Below are 17,906 nucleotides of genomic sequence, written 5' to 3'. Positions count from 1 at the left end.
ATTTCTGCGAAGAGAAATTCGTGGCGTTTCGTGGCGTCGTGGCGTGAGCTGGTTCTAGTCCGCGTCGAACGGGATGACCTCGTGTGAGCCCAGGCCTGGGATGGCCTGCCTCACGCCCTCCTCGATCTCGCTCGCGGTGCCCACGACCGTGATCAAGAGGTCGTCGAGGGAGATGCGCTCCCGGATGGCCGCGTTCGCGCGCTCCAGGGTCACGTCCCGAACGTGGTCGAGGTAGCCCTCGTAGTAGCCCTCGGGCAGGTCGTAGAGCAGTGAGTCGAGCCCGAGGCCCACCCGCTTGGTCGCCGTGTCGAGCGCGAAGGCGTGGCTGCGGGTCAGGTAGCGCTTGGCCCAAGCAAGCTCGCGCTTGGTGATGCCCTTCTCCCACCAGATCCGGAGCAGCTCGAGCTCCACGCCGATGCAAGCGGCGGCGTCGCTGGCCTTGGGGAAGGTCCACAGGCTGAACGCCTGGCGGTGGCGGTCGAAGGGCAGGCTGGAGTAGGCGCCGTAGGACCAGCCGCGCTTGCTGCGGATCTCCTTCATCAGCCGCGCGGTGAAGGTGCCGCCGAGCACGGTGTTGGCGACGTGGAGCGCGATGTGGTCGGGATCGCGCGGGTGGGTGCCGAGGCCCCCGATCAGGATCTGGGTCTGGGTGCGCTCGGGCTTGTCCACCAGGACCAGGTGCCGCCCGCGAGGTCCGGTCGGATCGCCCAGCGTGTCACGGCGCGGCTCGCCGGCGGGCAGGGCCGCGAGCAGGCGTTCGGCACTCTGGCGGGCGCGGGCCTCGTCGATGTCGCCGGAGAACGCCAAGACCAGATTCTGCCGGGCCCAGAGCCTCTGGTAGAGCGCGCGCACGTCGGCGCCGGTCATGCCGGGCACGCTGGCTAGTCGTCCGCTGACCGAGCGGCCGTAGGCGTGGTTCGCGAACAGCCTGCGCCCGAACCAGCGGCGCGCGAGCGCGCGGTCGTTGTCCCGCGACTCGATGACCTCCGCCTCGGTCTCCCGTCGGAGCAACGCGAGCTCCTCTTCGGCGAAGCCCGGCCGCCCGAGGACGTCGGTGAACAGCGCGAGGAAGGCGTCGAAGTTCCGCGCGATCACCGTGCCGGAGAACGATACCGTGCTGTGGGACACGTCGGCGCCCAGCGACCCGCCGAGCAGGTCGATGCGGGAGTCGAGCTCGTGCTGGCCGAGGCCGCCGCCCGTCCGGCGCATGGCCCGCGCGACGAGGCGCGTGAGCCCCTCTTTGCCTTCGGGGTCCTCCAGCGATCCGGTCAAGAGCGCCGCGGTCAGGTGGACCAACGGCAGCGCGGGGCTCGATTCCAGGAGCAGCTTCACGCCGCCGAGGTCGATGGTCCGGACGCTCACTCCGCAGCCTCCTTCTTCTCGCCCATCTGGGCGCGCACCAGGATCACGCTGCGACGCTCGGGCGCCAGGTAGCGTCGCGCGACGCGCCGGAGGTCGCTCGCGGTGACGCGCCGGAGATCCTCCAGCCGCTCGAACGCGGCCGCCGGCCTGCCCAGCACCGTGTCGTAAAAGCCGATGGTCGAGGCCTTGCCGTCCGCTGTCTCGAGCCCGGCTATGAGCGAGAGCTCCATCCGGGCTCGCGCTCGCTCGATCTCGTCGTCGGCGATCTGCTCCGCTCGAACCTTCGCGAGCTCCTCGTCCATGGCGGCGAGCAGCTGCTCGGCCGTGAACGTGCCGCGGGCCGAGGCGTAGATCTCCAGCAGGCCAGGGTCGCGGAACGGGCCGACGAACACGCGCACCTCGGTGGCGATCTCCAGCTTGCGCACCAGGAGCTGGTGCATGCGGCTGGCGCGGCCGCCGAACAACACCTCCGAGAGGAGCGAGAGCGCGGGGTGGTCGAAGTCCCCCATGGCCGGGGCGTGGTAGCCCACCGCCACCTTCTCGGTCGCCGTCGGCTTCGTCAGCTCCTGCCTGCGCTCCTCGATCTGAGGCGGCTCCGGCCGCACGTCCTCCAGGGGCAGTGTCGAGGGCGGGAGGTGTCCGTACGCTCTCTGGATGCGTCCGAGGAGCGCCGTCTCGGTCACGTCGCCGGCCACCACGATACAGGCGTTGTTGGGCGCGTAATAAGTCCGGTAGAACTCCTGGCAGTCCTCGGTCGTGAAACCCTCGATGTCCGCCATCCAGCCGATGGTCGGCCACTTGTAGGCGTGCTCACGGAACGCCGTCGCCCACAGCACTTCGCTCACCGACCCCTCGACGTCGTCGTCCACGCGGTAGCGGCGTTCGTTCGCCACCACCTCCTTCTCGCTCGTCACCTGCGGGTCGCGCAGCACCAGGTGCGACATGCGCTCGGCCTCCAGCGTGATCACCAGGCCGAGCTGCTCCTTGGGCACCGCGATGGTGTACTGAGTCCAGTCGAGCCAAGTGGCGGCGTTGCTCTCGGCGCCCGCCTCCTCGAGCTTCCGATCGAACTCCCCGGCGGGGAGCTTCTCGGTCTCGTTGAACATCAGGTGCTCGAACAGGTGGGCCAGACCGGTCTTGCCCTCACGCTCGTGCCGCGAGCCCACGCGGTACCAGGTGTGGTAGGCGACGACGGGCGCGGAGTGGTCTTCGCAGAGCAGCACCTCGAGCCCGTTGCCGAGGCGGAAGCGCTCGAGACGAAGCGCCGGACCGAAGGCGGTGGTGCCGACGTGCTCGACGCGCCCGAGGGGAGGGGCAGCGGCGTTGAGCTCCGCCAGGCGTTTGTCGCGGGCACGCTGGGACATGCTGCGAAACCTAGCGCGGGCCGTGCCAAGAACCCAAGGGCCTTTCGGCTGCGGCGACCCGTGAGAAGACGTGCATCTCCGCGCGACGAGGCGTCTCAACCCTCGTCGAGCTTCAAGATCGCGAGGAACGCCTCCTGTGGCACCTCCACGCTCCCCACGGACTTCATGCGGCGCTTGCCCTCCTTCTGCTTCTCCAGGAGCTTGCGCTTGCGGCTGATGTCGCCGCCATAGCACTTGGCCGTCACGTCCTTGCGCAGGGCGCGCACAGTCTCGCGGCTGATCACCTTGCTGCCGATGGCGGCCTGGATCGCCACCTCGTATTGCTGCTGCGGGACCAGCTCCTTCAGCTTCTTCGCCAAGGCGCGACCGCGGCTGTAGGCGTTCGCGCGGTGGACGATCACGCTCAGCGCGTCGAGCGGCTCCCCGTTCAAGAGCATGTCCAGCTTGACCAGGTCGTCCTCGTGGTAGTCCAAGAGCTCGTAGTCCATGCTGGCGTAGCCGCGAGACACGCTCTTCAGCCGGTCGTGGAAGTCGAGGATGACCTCGGCCAGCGGCAGCTCGTAGGTGACGACCACGTGGGTCTGGGCCGCGAAGTGGATGCCCTTCTGCACGCCGCGCCGCTCCTCGCACAAGGCGACCACCGCGCCCACGTAGTCCGCGGGCGTGTGCACCGTGACCTTCATGATCGGCTCCTCGATGTGGTCGAGGTCGCCGACGCTGGGCATCTTGCTGGGGTTGTCCACCAGCACGACGTCGCCGTTCTTGCGGCAGGCGCGGTAGACCACGCTCGGGGCGGTCGTGATCAGATCCAGGTTGTACTCGCGCTCCAGCCGCTCCTGGATGATCTCCATGTGCAGGAGGCCCAAGAACCCGCAGCGGAACCCGAAGCCGAGGGCGTCGGAGGTGTCCGGCTCGAAGCGGAACGACGCATCGTTCATGTGCAGCTTGGACAGCGCGTCTCGGAGGTTCTCGTACTCGGCCGCGTCCGTCGGGAAGACGCCGGCGAAGACCATCGGCTTCACCTCCTTGAAGCCCGGTAGCGCCTTCTCCGCTGGCCTGCCGGCCAAGGTCACGGTGTCGCCGATCTTCGTGTCCTCGGTGGACTTGATGTTCGCCGCGATGAAGCCGACCTCCCCCGGGCCCAGGGCGTCGAGGGCCACCGGGTGCGGGTTGAAGCAGCCGATGGCCGTGACCTCGTAGGTCCTGCCGGTGGCCATGAACTGGATCTTGTCGCCCTTCTCGAGGACGCCCTCCATCACGCGCACCATGATCACCGCGCCGCGATAGCTGTCGTACCAGCTGTCGAAGATCAGCGCGGCCAGGGGTTTCTCCGGGTCGCCCTTGGGTGGCGGGATGCGCGCCACCACGGCCTCCAGGATCTCTTGCACGCCGAGGCCCGTCTTGCCGCTGGCCATGATGGCTCCGCTGCAGTCCAGACCGATGACCTCCTCGACCTCCTGGGCGGCGTGGTCCACGTCCGCGGAAGGCAGGTCCACCTTGTTCAGGACGGGGACGATCTCCAGGTGGTTGTCCAGGGCGAGGTAGACGTTGGCCACCGTCTGCGCCTGCACGCCCTGCGTGGCGTCGACCACCAGGAGCGCACCTTCGCAGGCGGCGAGGCTGCGGCTCACCTCGTAGCTGAAGTCCACGTGGCCGGGGGTGTCGATGAGCTGGAGCTGGTACTCCTCGCCGTCCGCGGCCTTGTACTTGAGGCGGACGCTCTGCGCCTTGATGGTGATCCCGCGCTCGCGTTCCAGCTCGAGCTTGTCGAGGAACTGTTCCACCTTCTCGCGCGCGGTGATCGCTCCGGTGACGTCCAGGATGCGGTCGGCCAACGTCGATTTGCCGTGGTCGACGTGCGCGATGATGGAAAAATTCCGAATCTTGCTGGTCGGGGTGGGCATACGCCGTCGATCTGACGAGGAAAGAGGAACCGCGCTCTAGCTCGTCGGCTGGCGCCCGACCAGCGGATTGCTCAGCCCTTCTTGCTGCTCTTGGCTGGGGCCGCGTCGCTCAGAGTCATCTGCCCCGGCAGTGCGTGCTCGTAGCGCTTCAGCACCAGATCGATGCCCTCCCGGATGTACACCGCGACGGGGACCTTGGTGCGATTGTGCAAGAGGTGCAGGCGCTCGTTCTGCTCCGGCGTGATGTAGACGGTGGTGGAAATCTTCTTGCGCGACATCGTGCGGGACCCGGGCGCAACTGCCAGCCGTTACAATAGATGCCAATATGTCGGTTGTCAATCCGGGGCCGGGGCAACAATTGTCTGAATTTAAAAGAAAAAACGGTGATTCTCGGGGTAGCTCCCGGCCCCCCGTCCTGACTGGCGCGCCGCGCTGCGATCAGGTGTTCCGGCCCGGCGGGCTGAGGTAGGATGACGCCCGCTTCGCGGTGTGCCGCGGGTCGCTTCTGGTCTCTCAACGGAACTCGAACATGAATAGCATTGGGCGGGCCGGGGGCGCGATCTGCGCGCTCGCGCTGCTCGCGTTTCAGTCAGGCTGTAGTGGGTCGGCCCAGGCGGGTGCCAAGTCGGCCGAGGGCGGGCCCCAGCGCCGGGACACACGCGTCGTCCACGAGGACTGCGACATCAGCTCGGCGGAGAAGCTGGACGCGAACGGCGACGGCAAGCCCGACGTCTGGTTGGTCAAGAGCGGCGGCCGGGAGACGTGCCGCGCCGTCGACCTCAACTTCGACGGCAAGGTCGACGGTTACTCGTACTTCGACGGCTCGGGGCAGCTGCGGCGCCGGGAGCGCGACTACGATCGCGACGGCAAAATCGACGAGATCCAGATCTATCAGGCGGGCTCGCTCACCGAGCAGCAGCGCTCGACCATCCTCGCAGGTCGGCTGGACACCTGGCAGTTCTACCAGGGAGGCAAGCTCGCGCGCACCGAGCGCGACTCGGACAGCGACGCCATCGTCGATCAGTGGTGGGAGTTCGCGGCAGGCAACGAGAAATGCCCGATGATCCACTCGGACGTGGACGGCGACGGGCGACCGGATCCCGGCGCCACCATCGACTACTGCAAGCAGACTGGCTACGTGCCGCCGACGCGCGCGAGCGCCCAGGGGCCCAAGCACACCTTCGAGCGTCCCGGCGCGCTGCCCGAGGAGACGGAGAACAAGGAGATGCCTGCGCCGGGTGGGCCCGAAGCGCCGAAGAAGGAGGAGAAGAAGTGAAGGCTCTCCACCGTTTCGGCATCGCGCTCGCGGTCTCGGCCGGTCCCCTGGCTTTCCTGGCCTGCGGCGGCAGCGACGCGCCGCGACCCAAGGCGGTCCAAGACCGCGGCGTGGCCGTGGACAAGCGCGGGCAGGACGACCGCTCGCAGTGCGACTTCAAGGACCGCAAGGATCGCGACGTGCAGGAGACCACCGGTCCCGGCGCCATCCAGCCCAACATCCGCCGCGTGTTCGCCATCGTCGGCATCGGCGAGGACGCGCGCCGCGTGCTCCTGTGCCGCGAGGTCGACACCAACCTCGACGGCCTGAAGGACGTCGTGCGTACCTACAACGACAAGGGCGAGGCCATCTACGAGAAGGCCGACACCGACGGTGACGGACGCATCGACACCTGGATCCAGTTCGCGCGCGGCCGCATCGCCAAGGTCGAGCAGGACACGAGCGGCGACGGCCTACCGGACGAAGTGCGCTTCTACATCGACGGGCAGCTCAGCCGAGTGCAGCGCGACACCAACCAGAACGGCAAGCCCGACGTCTGGGAGATCTACGAGAAAGGGCGCCTGCAACGCATGGGCGTCGATCTCGACCACGACGGTCACGTCGATCGCTGGGACCGGGACGAAGAGGCTGCCCGCATCGCCGAGCAGAAGGAGCGCGAGGAAGAGGAGCGGGCCGCCAAGGAGGCGGCAGCCGACGCCGGCGCCGCTTCCGACGCCCCGACCGATGCCCAGGTGAGCGCTCGCAAGAAAAACTAGTGAGCACGCTCGAACGCCTGCAGAAAGTACTGAGCCGTGCCGGCGTCGCCTCTCGGCGCAAGGCGGAGGAGCTGATCCTCGCCGGGCGGGTGCGCGTGGGTGGCCGCGTCGTGACCGAGCTCGGGACTCGGGTGGATCCGGAGCGCGATCGGGTCGAGCTCGACGGTAAGCGCCTGTTCGCCGAGCAGCGCACCTACATCGTGTTGCACAAGCCGCGCGCGGTCATGTGCACGATGAGCGACCCCGAGGGCCGACCGACCGTGGCCAGTCTGGTGCGCGGGGTGGGGGCCAGGGTGGTCTCCGTCGGGCGCCTCGACTTCCACACCAGCGGCGTCCTCTTGATGACCAACGACGGCGACTTTGCAGCCGTGCTCGGGCACCCCAGCAAGGGAGCGCCGAAGACCTACGTCGCCAAGGTACGCGGCGTGCTCGACGAGGCCGCGCTCCAGCGCTTCGCCGAGAGCATCGAGATCGACGGGCGGGCCACCCGCCCGGCGACGGTGCGCCTCTTGCGCCACGAGGGTGACAAGAGCTGGATCGAGGTGACGCTGCGCGAGGGGCGGAACCGCCAGGTGCGGCGCTTGGGCGACAGCGCGGGGTTTCCGGTGTTGCGGCTGGTGCGCTCGGGCTTCGCCGGCATCGACGTCGAGGGGCTCCGGCCCGGCGAGTGGCGCCACCTGACGGTGGACGAGCTGACCGAGCTCAAGCACCAGTTTGGCGTACCGAAGCGGGTGCGCGGGGTCGAGATGGTACCCGGCGTGCACGGCAAGCTCGCCTCCCGCGCGCCGACGGGTCAGCGGCGGCGGGACGAGGCGCGGGGCAAGGGCCCGGAGCGGGACGAGCGCGCGGCCGGCAGATCGGCGCCGCTTCGCGAGCGCCCCCGCCAAGAGAGCGCAGCTCCGCGACCCGGCCAGGGAGCGCGCGGGCCTTCGCCGAGCTCGCTCAAGCGTCCGACACGCGCTTCATCGAGCGGTCGTGGGCGCCGCTGAGGAGCGCGAGCGCGAGCATCGCCCCGAGCAGGGCCAGGAACATGTCCCACTGCGCGTCCCAGACGTCGCCCTGGCTTCCCAGGAACGCCGCGCCGACGTCGGAGGCGACCACCAGCGTCGTCCACCACTCCAAGAGCTCCCAGAACGCGCCGAGCGACAGGCAGATGTTGCAGACGATGAACGCCAGCCACTTGCCGCGGCGGAGCGGCGAGGTGCGCAGCAGGACCTCGCGCGTGTAGAGCGCGGGGAAGAACCCGAGCGCCACGTGGCCGACGCGGTCGTAGTGGTTGCGCGCGAGGTGGAAGTGGTCGCGCACCCAGTTGCCGAGCGGCGTGAGCGCGTAGGTGTAGTAGCCGCCATAGACCAAGATCACGAGGTGCAGGAACACGCACACGTAGACCAGGTTCGACATGCGGAAGCGGCGGTACACCGCCCCGAGCACGCCGATGCCGGCGAGCCCGGGGCCGACCTCGAGCAGCCAGCTCACGCGACCGGCGGGTGGCGCCCAGACCGTGGCCAGACACAGGACGGTCGCGAGCCCGAGCAGGGCGAGGGGCAGGCGATGGCTGGGCGTCACCCCGCGATGTTACCTCGGGGCCCCCACCGGATCGCCGATCTGACGCGGGAGCTTCCAGTCCAGATCGAAGAACCCGCCGGCGAGCACCCGCGCGTCGCGGCCCAGCACGACCTCCGCGGCCGCCGGGCCGAGGCCTTCGTCGTAGATCAAGAAGTCCGGCAAGAGCTGGGGCAGCGACAGCGCGCGCCAGATCCCGGCGGCGTCCACCGCCGTGACCACCACCAGGTAGCGCTCCTTCGCGGCGGGGTTCGGCTGGATGAAGATCGCGCCGGTGCCGGCGCGCTCGAAGCGCCGCGCGCCGGCGACGAGGGCGCCGCGCTCGCTCTGGATCAGGAGATCCTTGGCGACGCGACCGAGGAGCAGATGGTCGCGCGGGGAGCCGACGGCGAGCACGGAGTGACCGGCGAGCGTCGCCGCGTCGAGCTCGGCGTCGGAGAGGACGCGGTAGCCCACCTCGGGACCAAACCGGCGCGAGAGGCCGAGCGCGACCTCGCGGTTCGCGCGGGTCGTGCGCGGATCGCCGGTCCCGTAGCTGAACACCAGCGGCTCTAGGTAGGCGTCGCGGATCGGTCCTTCGAGCCCCGGGCGCTTGCCCCGGGCCGAAGGCGCTCCTTTGGTCCAGCGGCCGTCGCGCTTCTGGGCCGACACCGCCTCTTCCGCCGCGAAGCCCAGGCTCTGGCCGTCGATCTCCAGCTCGACCGGTCCAGTCTTGGGCAGACGTGGGCCGCGCGCGAGCTCGAAGCCGCTGACGGCGTCGGTCTTCACGCGCACGGGGGTCGAGCTCGCGTCCACGTCCAGCGTGCCGGCCTTGCCGGGCACTTCGAGCTCGCGGATCGCCGCCCAGTGGAGCCTGCCGAAGCGGAGCGAGTCGCTCTTGACCGTCACGCGCGCCGCCGCCGGATCGAGGACAGCCTTGCTGAGCCAGGGGTAGAGCCGCGCGCCGGCGTAGGCTTTGGTCCAGACGTCGTGCCCGGTGTCCGGCCACTCGTCGGTGATCGAGTATCCGAGCTGCTTGTAGCGGTCGACCAGCACGCGGGAGTTCTCCAGAGGAAAGTCCTTCGTGCCGTGGGCCACCCAGAGGGGCAGGTTGCGCCCGCGCTCCGCCAGGCTGGCCGGTGACCAATGGTGCATGCGCTCGGTCTCCCAGGGGCGGATGGGCCGGTTCTTGGTGTCGCGGCGCACGAAGTAGCTGTGGTAGCCGCAGAGCGGCGCGGCCGCGGAGAAACGCTCGGCGTAGTAGAGCCCGAGGTGCGCGGCGCCGGTGCCGCCCATCGACACGCCGCTCACCGACACCCGCAACGGATCGATGGGGTAGGTGGCGAGGGCCCAGTCCACGGCAGCCATCACCTCGCGCTCGCCGGGCCCCCGGTAGAACGCGTTGCCGTGGGCATGAGGCGCGAGCACGAAGCCACCCACGCTGGGCGCGCGGCTCTTCGTGTCCAGGAAGGCCTCCATGATGCGCTCCGGCGTGCCGTTCAACCCGTGCAGCAGCACGACCAGCGGGTAGCGCTTCTGGCCACCCGGGGCGAAGCCCGCCGGGACGTGCAAGAGAGCCGGGTCCGGCTCGGCGTCCACCACCGAGCGTCGCGCGAACGCGACCAAACCCGGCTGCGCCAGCGGATCGCGCCCCGCCTCGAGGTCGGCGAGCAGCGCCTGGAGGCGCGCGCGTGCGCCGGCAGCGCCGTGCTCGACGGCCACGACGGCCGCGTCGAGCGTGGCGGTCAGGCTGGTCGGATCCAGGCTGGGGCCGAGCTTGTCGCGCGCCGCACTGGCGCGGAGCAGCAGGGCGGGCGCCTCGGCGTCGAGGGGCACCGTCAGCTTCCGAGTCAGTGAGCCGAGGCGGACCTCGACTGCGAGCGGGCCGGTCGAGGTCGGGCCGAGGGCCGGCAAGCTTGCCTCGAAGCGGGGCACGCCGCGCGGGCCGAGGGGCAGCTCGCCCAGCGACAGCTCGTGGCTCTCGCTGCCAGCGCGGACCTCGACCCGAAGCGCCTGCGGCGGGGCGAGGGCCGAGCCGCGCTCGAGCTCGAGTGACAGCCGCGGGCGAAACCCTCTCGGGCCGGTGCCTGGATCCAGTCGCACACCCAAGAGACCCGCTGCCAGGCGCTCTTGGTCGGCGTCGGTGGTCTTGGGCAAGACCAGCCGCGCGCCCCGCGGCGAGAGCAGGTCCCGCGCGTCGAGCAGGCGCAGCTCCAGCGCCCACCACGCGCCCGGGTGCTCGAGCAAGAACAGCAGCGCATGGCTGCCCTTGCTCAGGTCGAGCGGGATGGCGTCCCAGCCGCCGCCGCGCAACGACCGAGCGCTCTTCTCCCAGACCGGCTTGCCGTCGACGAACAGGCGCGCGGCGCCGTCGATGGAAGCGAGCAGGTAGCCGTGCAGGTGCTCCTCGAGCACCAAGCTGCCGCCCAGCAAGGCGGCGGCGCCGGCCTTTTGCCCGGTGCCGAGCGCGCGATCGAGGTCGAGGGCGCCCTGTCGGGTGAAGAGCGGGCGAAAGCCGGGCGCCTGCGCGCCCGCGCTCGGCGTCGCGCCGCTCTCGGCGAGCTCGCGGGCGCGCTCGCTCTTCAAGGGGCCCGCCACGAGCCACGCGCCGAGCTGGCCGTCGGCGGCGGGAGTGATGGCGACTTCGGCGCGAGCGATGGCGGAAGCCGAGAGCAACGCCGCTCCGACGAGCGGCGCGAGCCCTCGGCGCCTCACGCGGTCTGTCCGTGCGCCAACACGCGCGCGCCGTCGCGGAACATGATGCTGACCTTGCCGCTGTCGAGCACCTCGGCGACGAAGCCCTCGCCGAACTTCTTGTGAGTCACCAGCTCTCCCGCAGAATAGCTCTTGTCGATGCTGTAACGCGTGAAAGCGTCCAACGCCTGCCCGGCGATGCGCTTCTCCCAGTCGTTAACGCGGCTCGCCTCGGCCTTGGCCTTCTCGGTCACGCGCTGCGCGGCCGACGCGGGGCGCGGCGCGCCGGTCGTGCGCTTGACCACGCTCGCCTTCTCGGACGCGGGGGCGCGGTAATTGTGCTGCGAGTTGCAGGTCTGGCAGATGACCCGCTTGGGCTTGCCTTGGTGCATCGCGATGATGCGGTGACCGAGGTCCATGCGGCACTTGGTACACCAGGCGTCGATTTCGCTGCCTGCGCTGAGGGGCTTCACTCCGAATCCTCCTGATCTCCCCCGGCGGTCGTCTCTGCAGGCGGCGGCTCGGTGCGTCCGTCGCGCTTGACCCGGACCTTCGAGCGCACCTCCGGCTTGGGCGGTGCGCCCAGCCGCTCGTCGTTCGGGATGAACCGCACCTCGGTCTTGATCTCGAACGAGAGCATGGTGAGCACCTTCGCCATCTCCTCGGAGAAGTTCGTGTGCTCGAGGAAGTCGCGGATCTCCTTGGCGACCACCCGGTAGAGCCCGTTCTTGGTCTCGTCGATCTGAGCCAGGAGCAGCGCCAGCACCTCCTTCGGCAGCTTCATCTCGCGCACGAACTCGCGGACGTTCTCCGGCCCCTCGGTGATCTTCTCGTAGCCCGCCTCGACGATGCGCTTGATGATCTCGGGCAGGAGCCGCTCGAGCCGGCGGCGCTCGTGCTCCTTCTCTTCGGGAGGGTCGTCCGCACCCGGCGGAGGGATCTCGCTGTGGGCCACGGCGGGGGGTTAGCCTGGCGCACTGCGTCAGTCAATCGTTTGGGACGCTGGGCCCGATCGGGCTATGTGCGGTGGGCAGTGCGTGGGCTGAGCGTGGTCTTGGTGCTGGGGGTGCTCGCGGCTGGTTGCCGCGAGCCCGGCGCCGCGCCGTCGCCGGCGAGCAGCGCGCCGCCCAACCCGTCCGCGAGCGCACCGCCCGCCGCGACGACCGCCGCGCCGCCGCGCCCGAGCTCGCCGCCCCAGAGCGAGCCCGAGCCTCTGCCGGCGGGCTCGGCCGCGCCGAGCGGCGGGAATTGGCTGAGGTGTTACGCGCAGTTTCAGCCACGCACTCAGCCGGATCTGGACGTGACGCGGCTCGGCCTGATGTGTGGGCCGTCGAACGGCATGCGCAAGGCGGCCGAGTCCCGCGAGGCGACGCTCGGCGAGCCGGGCAAGCCGCGCGAGCATCGGTTCAAGGCCGAGCCCGGCGACTGCTATCGGATCTTCGCCGTGGCCGAGCCCTCCATCGAGGACCTGGACATCGAGGTGTTCGGGCCGGGCGGCAACAAGATCGCCTTCGACACCAGCGACGACCGCTGGCCCATCGTCAAGCCGGACGGGCCGTTCTGCGTGTTCGAGGGCGGCGAATACCGCGCGGAGGTTCGCGCCCAGCGCGGCCAGGGGCGCTACTCGATCGAGATCTGGCGCTTGCGCTGACTCGACTTTCGCTGTCTTGGCACGAGCAGACCGCGATCCGCCACTGAGACCGGGACCCACGAGAACACCGGCGAACGCGCTTCGCGATACCCGGAGGGGTAGGCCGGCGCACTCCCCCGTCAGGTGGAAATTCTCGCCTGACGCTCCAGGAGTGCACGTCGACAGCAACCTCGACGGAGGCAGGGCGCGGCGGTAAACATGGGGCACGAAAGCGCGAAACGCGAGGCTGAGAGCGTGGCGGGCACGCCGCGAACGCTCCAGGATTGTCGCCGACGGTTTGCGCACTAGGATACCCCACCGATGACGAATGAATTCGCCGAACGCCGCCGGCGTGTGCTCGACGCGCTGGGCCCGGCGGTGTTGCTCCTGCCGGCCGCGCCGCTCGCGATTCGCAACAACGACGTGGAGCACGAGTACCGCCAGGACTCGGACTTGTTCTACCTGAGCGGCTTCGACGAGCCGGAGAGCGTCCTCTGCCTGCGCGGCGGAAAGGACAAGCCGTTCTGCCTGTTCGTGAGGGCCAGGGATCCGGAGCGGGAGGTCTGGGACGGTGCGCGCGCCGGCGTGGACGGGGCCGTGAAGGACTTCGGCGCCGACGAGGCTTTCCCCATCGCGGAGCTGACTCAGAAGCTGCCCGAGCTGCTCGAGAACACCACGCGCCTCTACTACCGGCTCGGTCGCGACAAGGGCTTCGACGACGTCGTGCTCGCGGCCATCGACAAGGTCCGAGCGCGGGCCAAGCTGGGCGTGTCCTGGCCCGTCGAGCTCGTCGATCCGGCGACCATCGTGCACGAGCTACGCCGCCTGAAGACCCGCGAGGAGCTCGAGCTGATGCGCCGCGCGGCGGAGATCACTCGCGACGCTCACGTCGCGGCGATGCGCGCCGCGAAACCGGGCCGTCACGAGTACGAAGTCGAGGCGGCGATCCGCGCGGTGTTTCGCCAGCACGGCTCCGAGCGCCCGGCGTACGGGCCCATCGTGGGCTCCGGTCCCAACGCGACGGTGCTCCACTACCGGCGCAACGACCGCAAGATGCAGGACGGCGACCTGCTCTTGGTGGATGCGGGCTGCGAGTACGGCTACTACGCCTGCGACGTCACCCGGACCTTCCCGGTGGGCGGCAAGTTCAGCGGCCCGCAGCGGGCCATCTACGAGATCGTCCTGGCCGCCCAGACCGCCAGCATCGACGCCACCCGCGCCGGCGCCACGCTCGAGTCCATCCACGACGCCAGCGTCAAGATCATCGCGCAAGGGCTCCTGGACTTGGGCCTGGTCGAGGGCCCGCTCGAGACCGTGCTGGAGAAGCAGACCTACAAGAAGTACTACATGCACCGGACCAGCCACTATCTCGGCATGGACGTGCACGACGTGGGGCGCTACTTCGTCGACGGCAAGCCACGCCCCCTCGACACGGGCGTCGTGATCACGGTAGAGCCGGGCATCTACGTGGCGGAAAATGCCGAGGGAGCACCGGAACAGTACCGCGGGATTGGCGTCCGCATCGAAGACGACGTGTGGGTCACGCCGGAGGGCCCCAGCGTCCTCACCAGCGACGTGCCGCGGAGCGTCGACGACGTCGAGCACGCGTGCGCTTGAACGGCTCGCGCTCGTCGTGACGGCGCTCGCGCTGAGCGCCCCGGCTCGGGCAGAGGAGGCGCCGGAGGAAGAGCTGCCGGCGGTGCTCCGCCCCGTGGAAGGCGGCTACCTGCACCTGCTCGGGGCCGTCGCGGTCGGTCGCGGCATCCGCTTCAACAACCCGTACCGGCTCGCGACCCCGCTCGGCGAGGACGCCGAGTCGCTGTCACTCAGTGCCACCTACCTCGACGTATCGCTCGGCGCCGCGTCCGGCGATCCCGACGGCTTCCAGCACGGCGGCAGCGTGCACTTCTCCGTCGCGATGCAGGGCGTTCCGCAGCAAGTGCTGACGCCGTCGTACCTCCTGCTCCACCGCTTGCCGCCGCGCTTCGTCACGTTCGCGCGGGCGGGGCTCCCCGTGGTGCTCGAGCCCGACCCCAACCTGGGCTATGAGCTCGCCGCCGGCGGCGCGTACTTCTTGACCGCGGGGCTCGGCCTGACGGCGGAGCTGGTCGGGAACCTGTTCTACGGCGCCGCGACGCAGGACGAGGCGCTGACGGCGATCCCCATGCTCTCGTTTCAGCTCGGCGTGCTGATCGACTTCGAGGTGCTGCCGTGAGCGCGCCCCGTGCCCGCGCGGCGACGGCGCAGAAGCTCGGTTTGGCGCTGATCGTGCTCCTGTTCTGCATGGCGCCGACACCCGGGGACATCGGCGGCTGCGGACAGAGCCCGGACCTGCTCGACGCCCCGACCTTCTTCGCCAACAAGAAGCTCATCGACTGCTCGCGCTGCGACGAGTGCGGGTTCGACGAGAGCGCGTGCTCCAAGGCGTGCACCGACGAATACCCGATCGCCACGGCCTTCCCCAAGGACTGCTACCCGCTCGTCCACGACGGTGAGGTCTGCTTGCGCGCCTTGCGCCACGCGAGCTGCGACGACTACGCGAGCTACGTGGACGACTTTGCGCCGAGCACGCCCAGCGAGTGCAACTTCTGCCCGGAGAAGAGCCGATGAAGGCGGGGTTCTTGCTGGCGCTCTGCTGCTTTGGTTGCGGCGCCGCGACCCAGGGCCTGACGGCGGATCCCGTCGACTACGAGCTCTACCGCCGGACTCGCACCGCGAAGAGCAGCGAGGCGCGGCTGAGCTCGAGCCACGAGTACCTCGAGAAGGTGCCGGACGGGCGCTGGAGCCAGGAGGTGAAGAGCTGGTTCGAGCGCGCCGAGCCGCTGTACTACGCGCGCTCCGCCAGGTCCGTCGCCGGCCTCGAAGCCTACCTCGCGACCTTGCCGCGGGGACCGCACGCCAAGCAGGCGGCGGAGCGCATCGCCGAGCTCGCGCAGGCGGATCGCATGGCGAGGCAGCGCGACGCGGAGCTGCTCGAGGAGGCACTGGGCGTCGAGGCCAAGCTCGGCGACGCCGAGGACATGCGGCGGCAGGTGGTGCGCGAGGTCAGCGACTGGGCCACCCGGCTCGGGTCCATCCCCAGCTTCGGCAAGCCCACCAGCGAGCTGCCGCACGAGACCATCCACCACTACCGGGTGCTCGAGCCCCCGGCGCGCTGCGCCGACGAGCGCTGCCTGAAGTCCGTGTCGCTCCCCTACGCGATCCCGGATGGAAAGCGGCTGAGCCCGCGCAAGGTCCTGTTCGACGTCGAGCTCAGCTTGTACCGCGGCAACGTCGTCCGCGCGCGCCTCTCGGGTCCCGAGCTGTGGAGTCGGCTCTACGAGGCCACCGACCGGCGACCAGTGCGCGCCGGTGACGCGCAGGCCCGCACCGAGGCCATCTCCCGCGCCGTGCAGGTCGTGGAGTCCGCGCTCGCCGCCGACTTCGCCGCATCGTCTTGCCAGCGCGAGGCGGTGAGCCCGGTGATCCTCGCGCGCGAGTGCCGGGGCGTGCGCGTGCGCATGCTGGCTGCGCCGACCCCGGAGTCCGACGACGAGCTCGTGGTCGAGCCCGCGCGCCAGAGTGAACCATGAGCCTAGAGCCGCTGATCCCGTTCATCCAGCTTCCGGACTGGGAGCTGATCCCGAAGGGCTTCTTCGGCGGGAACTTCCCGCCGGCGCCGTTCTCGTTCAAGCCGTTCGGGACGCTCGTCGCCATCGGCGTCTACATCGGCGCGTGGATCTCGCTGCGTCACGGCCGGCGGCGCGGGCTCGACGAGCGCAAGCTGATGAGCTTCATCATGTGGGTGGGCGGCGTCGGCTTCCTGGGCGGCCACGTGTTCGACACGCTGTTCTACTTTCCCGAGCGAGTCGTGGCGGACCCGTTCTCGCTGATCCGAGTCTGGGAAGGCCTGAGCAGCTTCGGCGGCTTCGCCGGCGCGACCATCGGCTTGCTGATCTGGCGGCGGATCCACCAGGAGCGCGCGCTCCGCTACGCGGACGTCGTCGCGAGCAGCTTCCCGGTGGGGTGGTGGTTCGGGCGCCTCGGCTGCACGGTAGCCCACGATCACCCCGGCATGGAGAGCCAGATGTGGCTCGCCGTGCGCTATCCCGACGGCGCTCGCTTCGATCTCGGGCTGATCGAGATGGTGCTCACCATCCCGCTCGCGATCACGTTCCTCGTCCTGCAGAGGAAGCCCCGAGCGTGGGGCGTCTACCTGGGCAGTATGTGCATGGCGTACGCGCCCATCCGTTTCGGACTCGACTTCTTGCGCATCCGGCAGGGCGCGAACGCCGACGCGCGCTACCTCGGTCTGACCCCGGCGCAGTGGGGCTGCTTCCTGCTCTTCGCCGCGGGCGCCGTGGTCTTCCTGCGCCGCCGGCCGAGCACGCCGCTCGAGGAAGAAGACGAGGCAGAGGACGAGGACGAGGACGAGCCGGACTCGGTCAGGCCCGAATCGTGAGGGCGCCTACCGCGACGCGGGCGCGGATCGGCAACCGCCCGGGGGTCTCGCCGTCCATGTCGATGAGCACCTCGCGGGAGCTCGAGATCGGCTCCGCCTCCACCAGCGCGCCCCGCGTGAAGCGCACCTTCTCGTGCTCGCCGTGCCGCCCCTGGTAGATCTTCGACGAGAGCAGCACGGTCTCTGCGCGCCCCAGATCGCCGAGCACCACCACGTCGAAGCGGCCGTCCGAAGGGTCGGCGTCCGGCGCGATCTTCATGCCCCCGCCGAAGAAGCGCCCGTTGGCCACGGCGACGTTGAAGATGGGCCCCTCGTGGAAGGCCTCTCCGTCCACGCGGACTCGGACCGGCGCGTTGCGATACGCGAGCATCGCCCGCAAGGTGCCGCTGAAGAAGGCGGCGCGCCCGCCCATCCACTTCGGCGTCGAGTTCACGATTCGGTCGGTGAGGCCGCCGATGCCGAAGCTCGCGATGTTGAGGAACGCTCGCACCACCCGCGAGCCGTCGTCGGCGACCAGCTCCAGGATGCCGAGGTCGAGCGGCCGCGGCTTTGCGTCGCGGAGCCGGCGTACCGCTTCGCCGATGCCGTCGCCCAGGCCGAAGGTCTTGCGGAAATCACCGCCGGTGCCGGCGGGGATGAGGGCGAGCTCGGGGCCGGGCACGGGGTTGCCGGCCGCGTCGACGTAGGCCTGGCTGACTTCGTTGAGCGTGCCGTCGCCCCCGACGACGGCCAAACAGGTGACCCCGTCCTCACGGGCTTGGGCGACCAGCCGGGGGGCGTCACCCGGCCCGCGGGTTTCCCCGACGTCGTGCGGCAGCTCGGCGCGCTCGAGCGCGCGGGAAATCTCCGGGATCTTGCGGGCCGCGACACCGGCGCCCGCCTTCGGGTTGACGAGGATTCGGAGCTTCAAGGGGCTGCCGCGCATCTTACCCAGCCGG

General features: G+C 70.0%; 17 protein-coding genes and 1 pseudogene. 9 read left to right on the top strand and 9 right to left on the bottom strand.

What is annotated here, in order from left to right; translation table 11 throughout:
• Positions 1 to 54: 54 nt before the first annotated feature.
• The 4 genes from HS104_15145 to HS104_15130 all read right to left on the bottom strand — a co-directional run bounded on the left by HS104_15145 (position 55) and on the right by HS104_15130 (position 4,908).
• Complete coding sequence (locus HS104_15145) at positions 55 to 1,362, bottom strand: insulinase family protein (protein MBE7481302.1); 1,308 nt, start codon at positions 1,360 to 1,362, stop codon at positions 55 to 57.
• Positions 1,359 to 2,726 carry an insulinase family protein gene (locus HS104_15140; GenBank protein MBE7481301.1) on the bottom strand — a complete coding sequence of 456 codons (1,368 nt, stop codon included), beginning with the start codon at positions 2,724 to 2,726 and terminating at the stop codon, positions 1,359 to 1,361. Before HS104_15140 ends, HS104_15145 begins: the two co-directional genes overlap by 4 nt.
• Before the next feature lie 95 nt (positions 2,727 to 2,821).
• Complete coding sequence (lepA, locus tag HS104_15135; GenBank protein MBE7481300.1) at positions 2,822 to 4,630, bottom strand: elongation factor 4; 1,809 nt, start codon at positions 4,628 to 4,630, stop codon at positions 2,822 to 2,824.
• 71 nt (positions 4,631 to 4,701) lie between these two features.
• Positions 4,702 to 4,908 carry a ribbon-helix-helix domain-containing protein gene (locus HS104_15130; GenBank protein MBE7481299.1) on the bottom strand — a complete coding sequence of 69 codons (207 nt, stop codon included), beginning with the start codon at positions 4,906 to 4,908 and terminating at the stop codon, positions 4,702 to 4,704.
• A gap of 251 nt (positions 4,909 to 5,159) precedes the next feature.
• Between HS104_15130 and HS104_15125 the strand changes: the two genes are divergently transcribed.
• From HS104_15125 to HS104_15115, 3 genes are read left to right on the top strand one after another with little or no spacing between them, the layout of a single operon-like run.
• Entirely contained in the window at positions 5,160 to 5,906 is a 747-nt protein-coding gene (locus HS104_15125; GenBank protein ID MBE7481298.1) for a hypothetical protein, read from the top strand.
• Positions 5,903 to 6,661, top strand: coding sequence for a hypothetical protein (locus tag HS104_15120; GenBank protein ID MBE7481297.1), 759 nt, complete (start codon positions 5,903 to 5,905; stop codon positions 6,659 to 6,661). The genes HS104_15125 and HS104_15120 overlap by 4 nt, the downstream gene beginning before the upstream one ends.
• On the top strand, positions 6,661 to 7,650 hold the full coding sequence (locus HS104_15115; protein ID MBE7481296.1) for a pseudouridine synthase: 990 nt from the start codon (positions 6,661 to 6,663) through the stop codon (positions 7,648 to 7,650). The genes HS104_15120 and HS104_15115 overlap by 1 nt, the downstream gene beginning before the upstream one ends.
• On the opposite strand, the gene HS104_15110 is transcribed toward HS104_15115, so the two are convergent.
• From HS104_15110 to HS104_15095, 4 genes and pseudogenes are all read right to left on the bottom strand, one after another.
• A complete protein-coding gene (locus HS104_15110; protein ID MBE7481295.1) occupies positions 7,604 to 8,227 on the bottom strand; it encodes a DUF2238 domain-containing protein in 624 nt (207 codons plus the stop codon). The genes HS104_15115 and HS104_15110 overlap by 47 nt on opposite strands.
• A 9-nt stretch (positions 8,228 to 8,236) precedes the next feature.
• Positions 8,237 to 10,918, bottom strand: coding sequence for a hypothetical protein (locus HS104_15105; GenBank protein MBE7481294.1), 2,682 nt, complete (start codon positions 10,916 to 10,918; stop codon positions 8,237 to 8,239).
• Positions 10,915 to 11,316 carry a hypothetical protein gene (locus tag HS104_15100; protein MBE7481293.1) on the bottom strand — a complete coding sequence of 134 codons (402 nt, stop codon included), beginning with the start codon at positions 11,314 to 11,316 and terminating at the stop codon, positions 10,915 to 10,917. Before HS104_15100 ends, HS104_15105 begins: the two co-directional genes overlap by 4 nt.
• 176 nt (positions 11,317 to 11,492) lie before the next feature.
• Positions 11,493 to 11,852: pseudogene (locus HS104_15095) on the bottom strand (hypothetical protein).
• Positions 11,853 to 11,930: 78 nt separating this feature from the next.
• Between HS104_15095 and HS104_15090 the strand changes: the two are divergent.
• From HS104_15090 to HS104_15065, 6 genes are all read left to right on the top strand, one after another.
• On the top strand, positions 11,931 to 12,548 hold the full coding sequence (locus HS104_15090) for a hypothetical protein (protein MBE7481292.1): 618 nt from the start codon (positions 11,931 to 11,933) through the stop codon (positions 12,546 to 12,548).
• A 300-nt stretch (positions 12,549 to 12,848) separates the two neighbouring features.
• Entirely contained in the window at positions 12,849 to 14,144 is a 1,296-nt protein-coding gene (locus HS104_15085; GenBank protein MBE7481291.1) for an aminopeptidase P N-terminal domain-containing protein, read from the top strand.
• A 16-nt stretch (positions 14,145 to 14,160) separates the two neighbouring features.
• Complete coding sequence (locus HS104_15080; protein MBE7481290.1) at positions 14,161 to 14,742, top strand: hypothetical protein; 582 nt, start codon at positions 14,161 to 14,163, stop codon at positions 14,740 to 14,742.
• The gene (locus HS104_15075) at positions 14,739 to 15,137 is read left to right on the top strand and encodes a hypothetical protein (protein MBE7481289.1); all 399 of its coding nucleotides are present in this window, start codon (positions 14,739 to 14,741) and stop codon (positions 15,135 to 15,137) included. The genes HS104_15080 and HS104_15075 overlap by 4 nt, the downstream gene beginning before the upstream one ends.
• Positions 15,134 to 16,099 carry a hypothetical protein gene (locus HS104_15070; protein MBE7481288.1) on the top strand — a complete coding sequence of 322 codons (966 nt, stop codon included), beginning with the start codon at positions 15,134 to 15,136 and terminating at the stop codon, positions 16,097 to 16,099. Before HS104_15075 ends, HS104_15070 begins: the two co-directional genes overlap by 4 nt.
• Positions 16,096 to 16,968, top strand: a complete 873-nt coding sequence (locus tag HS104_15065; GenBank protein MBE7481287.1) for a prolipoprotein diacylglyceryl transferase — start codon at positions 16,096 to 16,098, stop codon at positions 16,966 to 16,968. The genes HS104_15070 and HS104_15065 overlap by 4 nt, the downstream gene beginning before the upstream one ends.
• Here the strand turns inward: HS104_15065 and HS104_15060 are convergent.
• Positions 16,952 to 17,878 (bottom strand): diacylglycerol kinase family lipid kinase, encoded by a 927-nt coding sequence (locus HS104_15060; protein ID MBE7481286.1) that lies wholly within the window; start codon positions 17,876 to 17,878, stop codon positions 16,952 to 16,954. The two genes, HS104_15065 and HS104_15060, sit on opposite strands and share 17 nt — an antisense overlap.
• Positions 17,879 to 17,906 lie beyond the last annotated feature (28 nt).

The organism is Polyangiaceae bacterium, from assembly GCA_015075635.1.
Taxonomy (GTDB): domain Bacteria; phylum Myxococcota_A; class Polyangia; order Polyangiales; family Polyangiaceae; genus JADJKB01.
The sequence above is the reverse complement of the archived record's forward strand: the minus strand, read 5'-3'. Positions and strand labels throughout refer to the sequence as shown.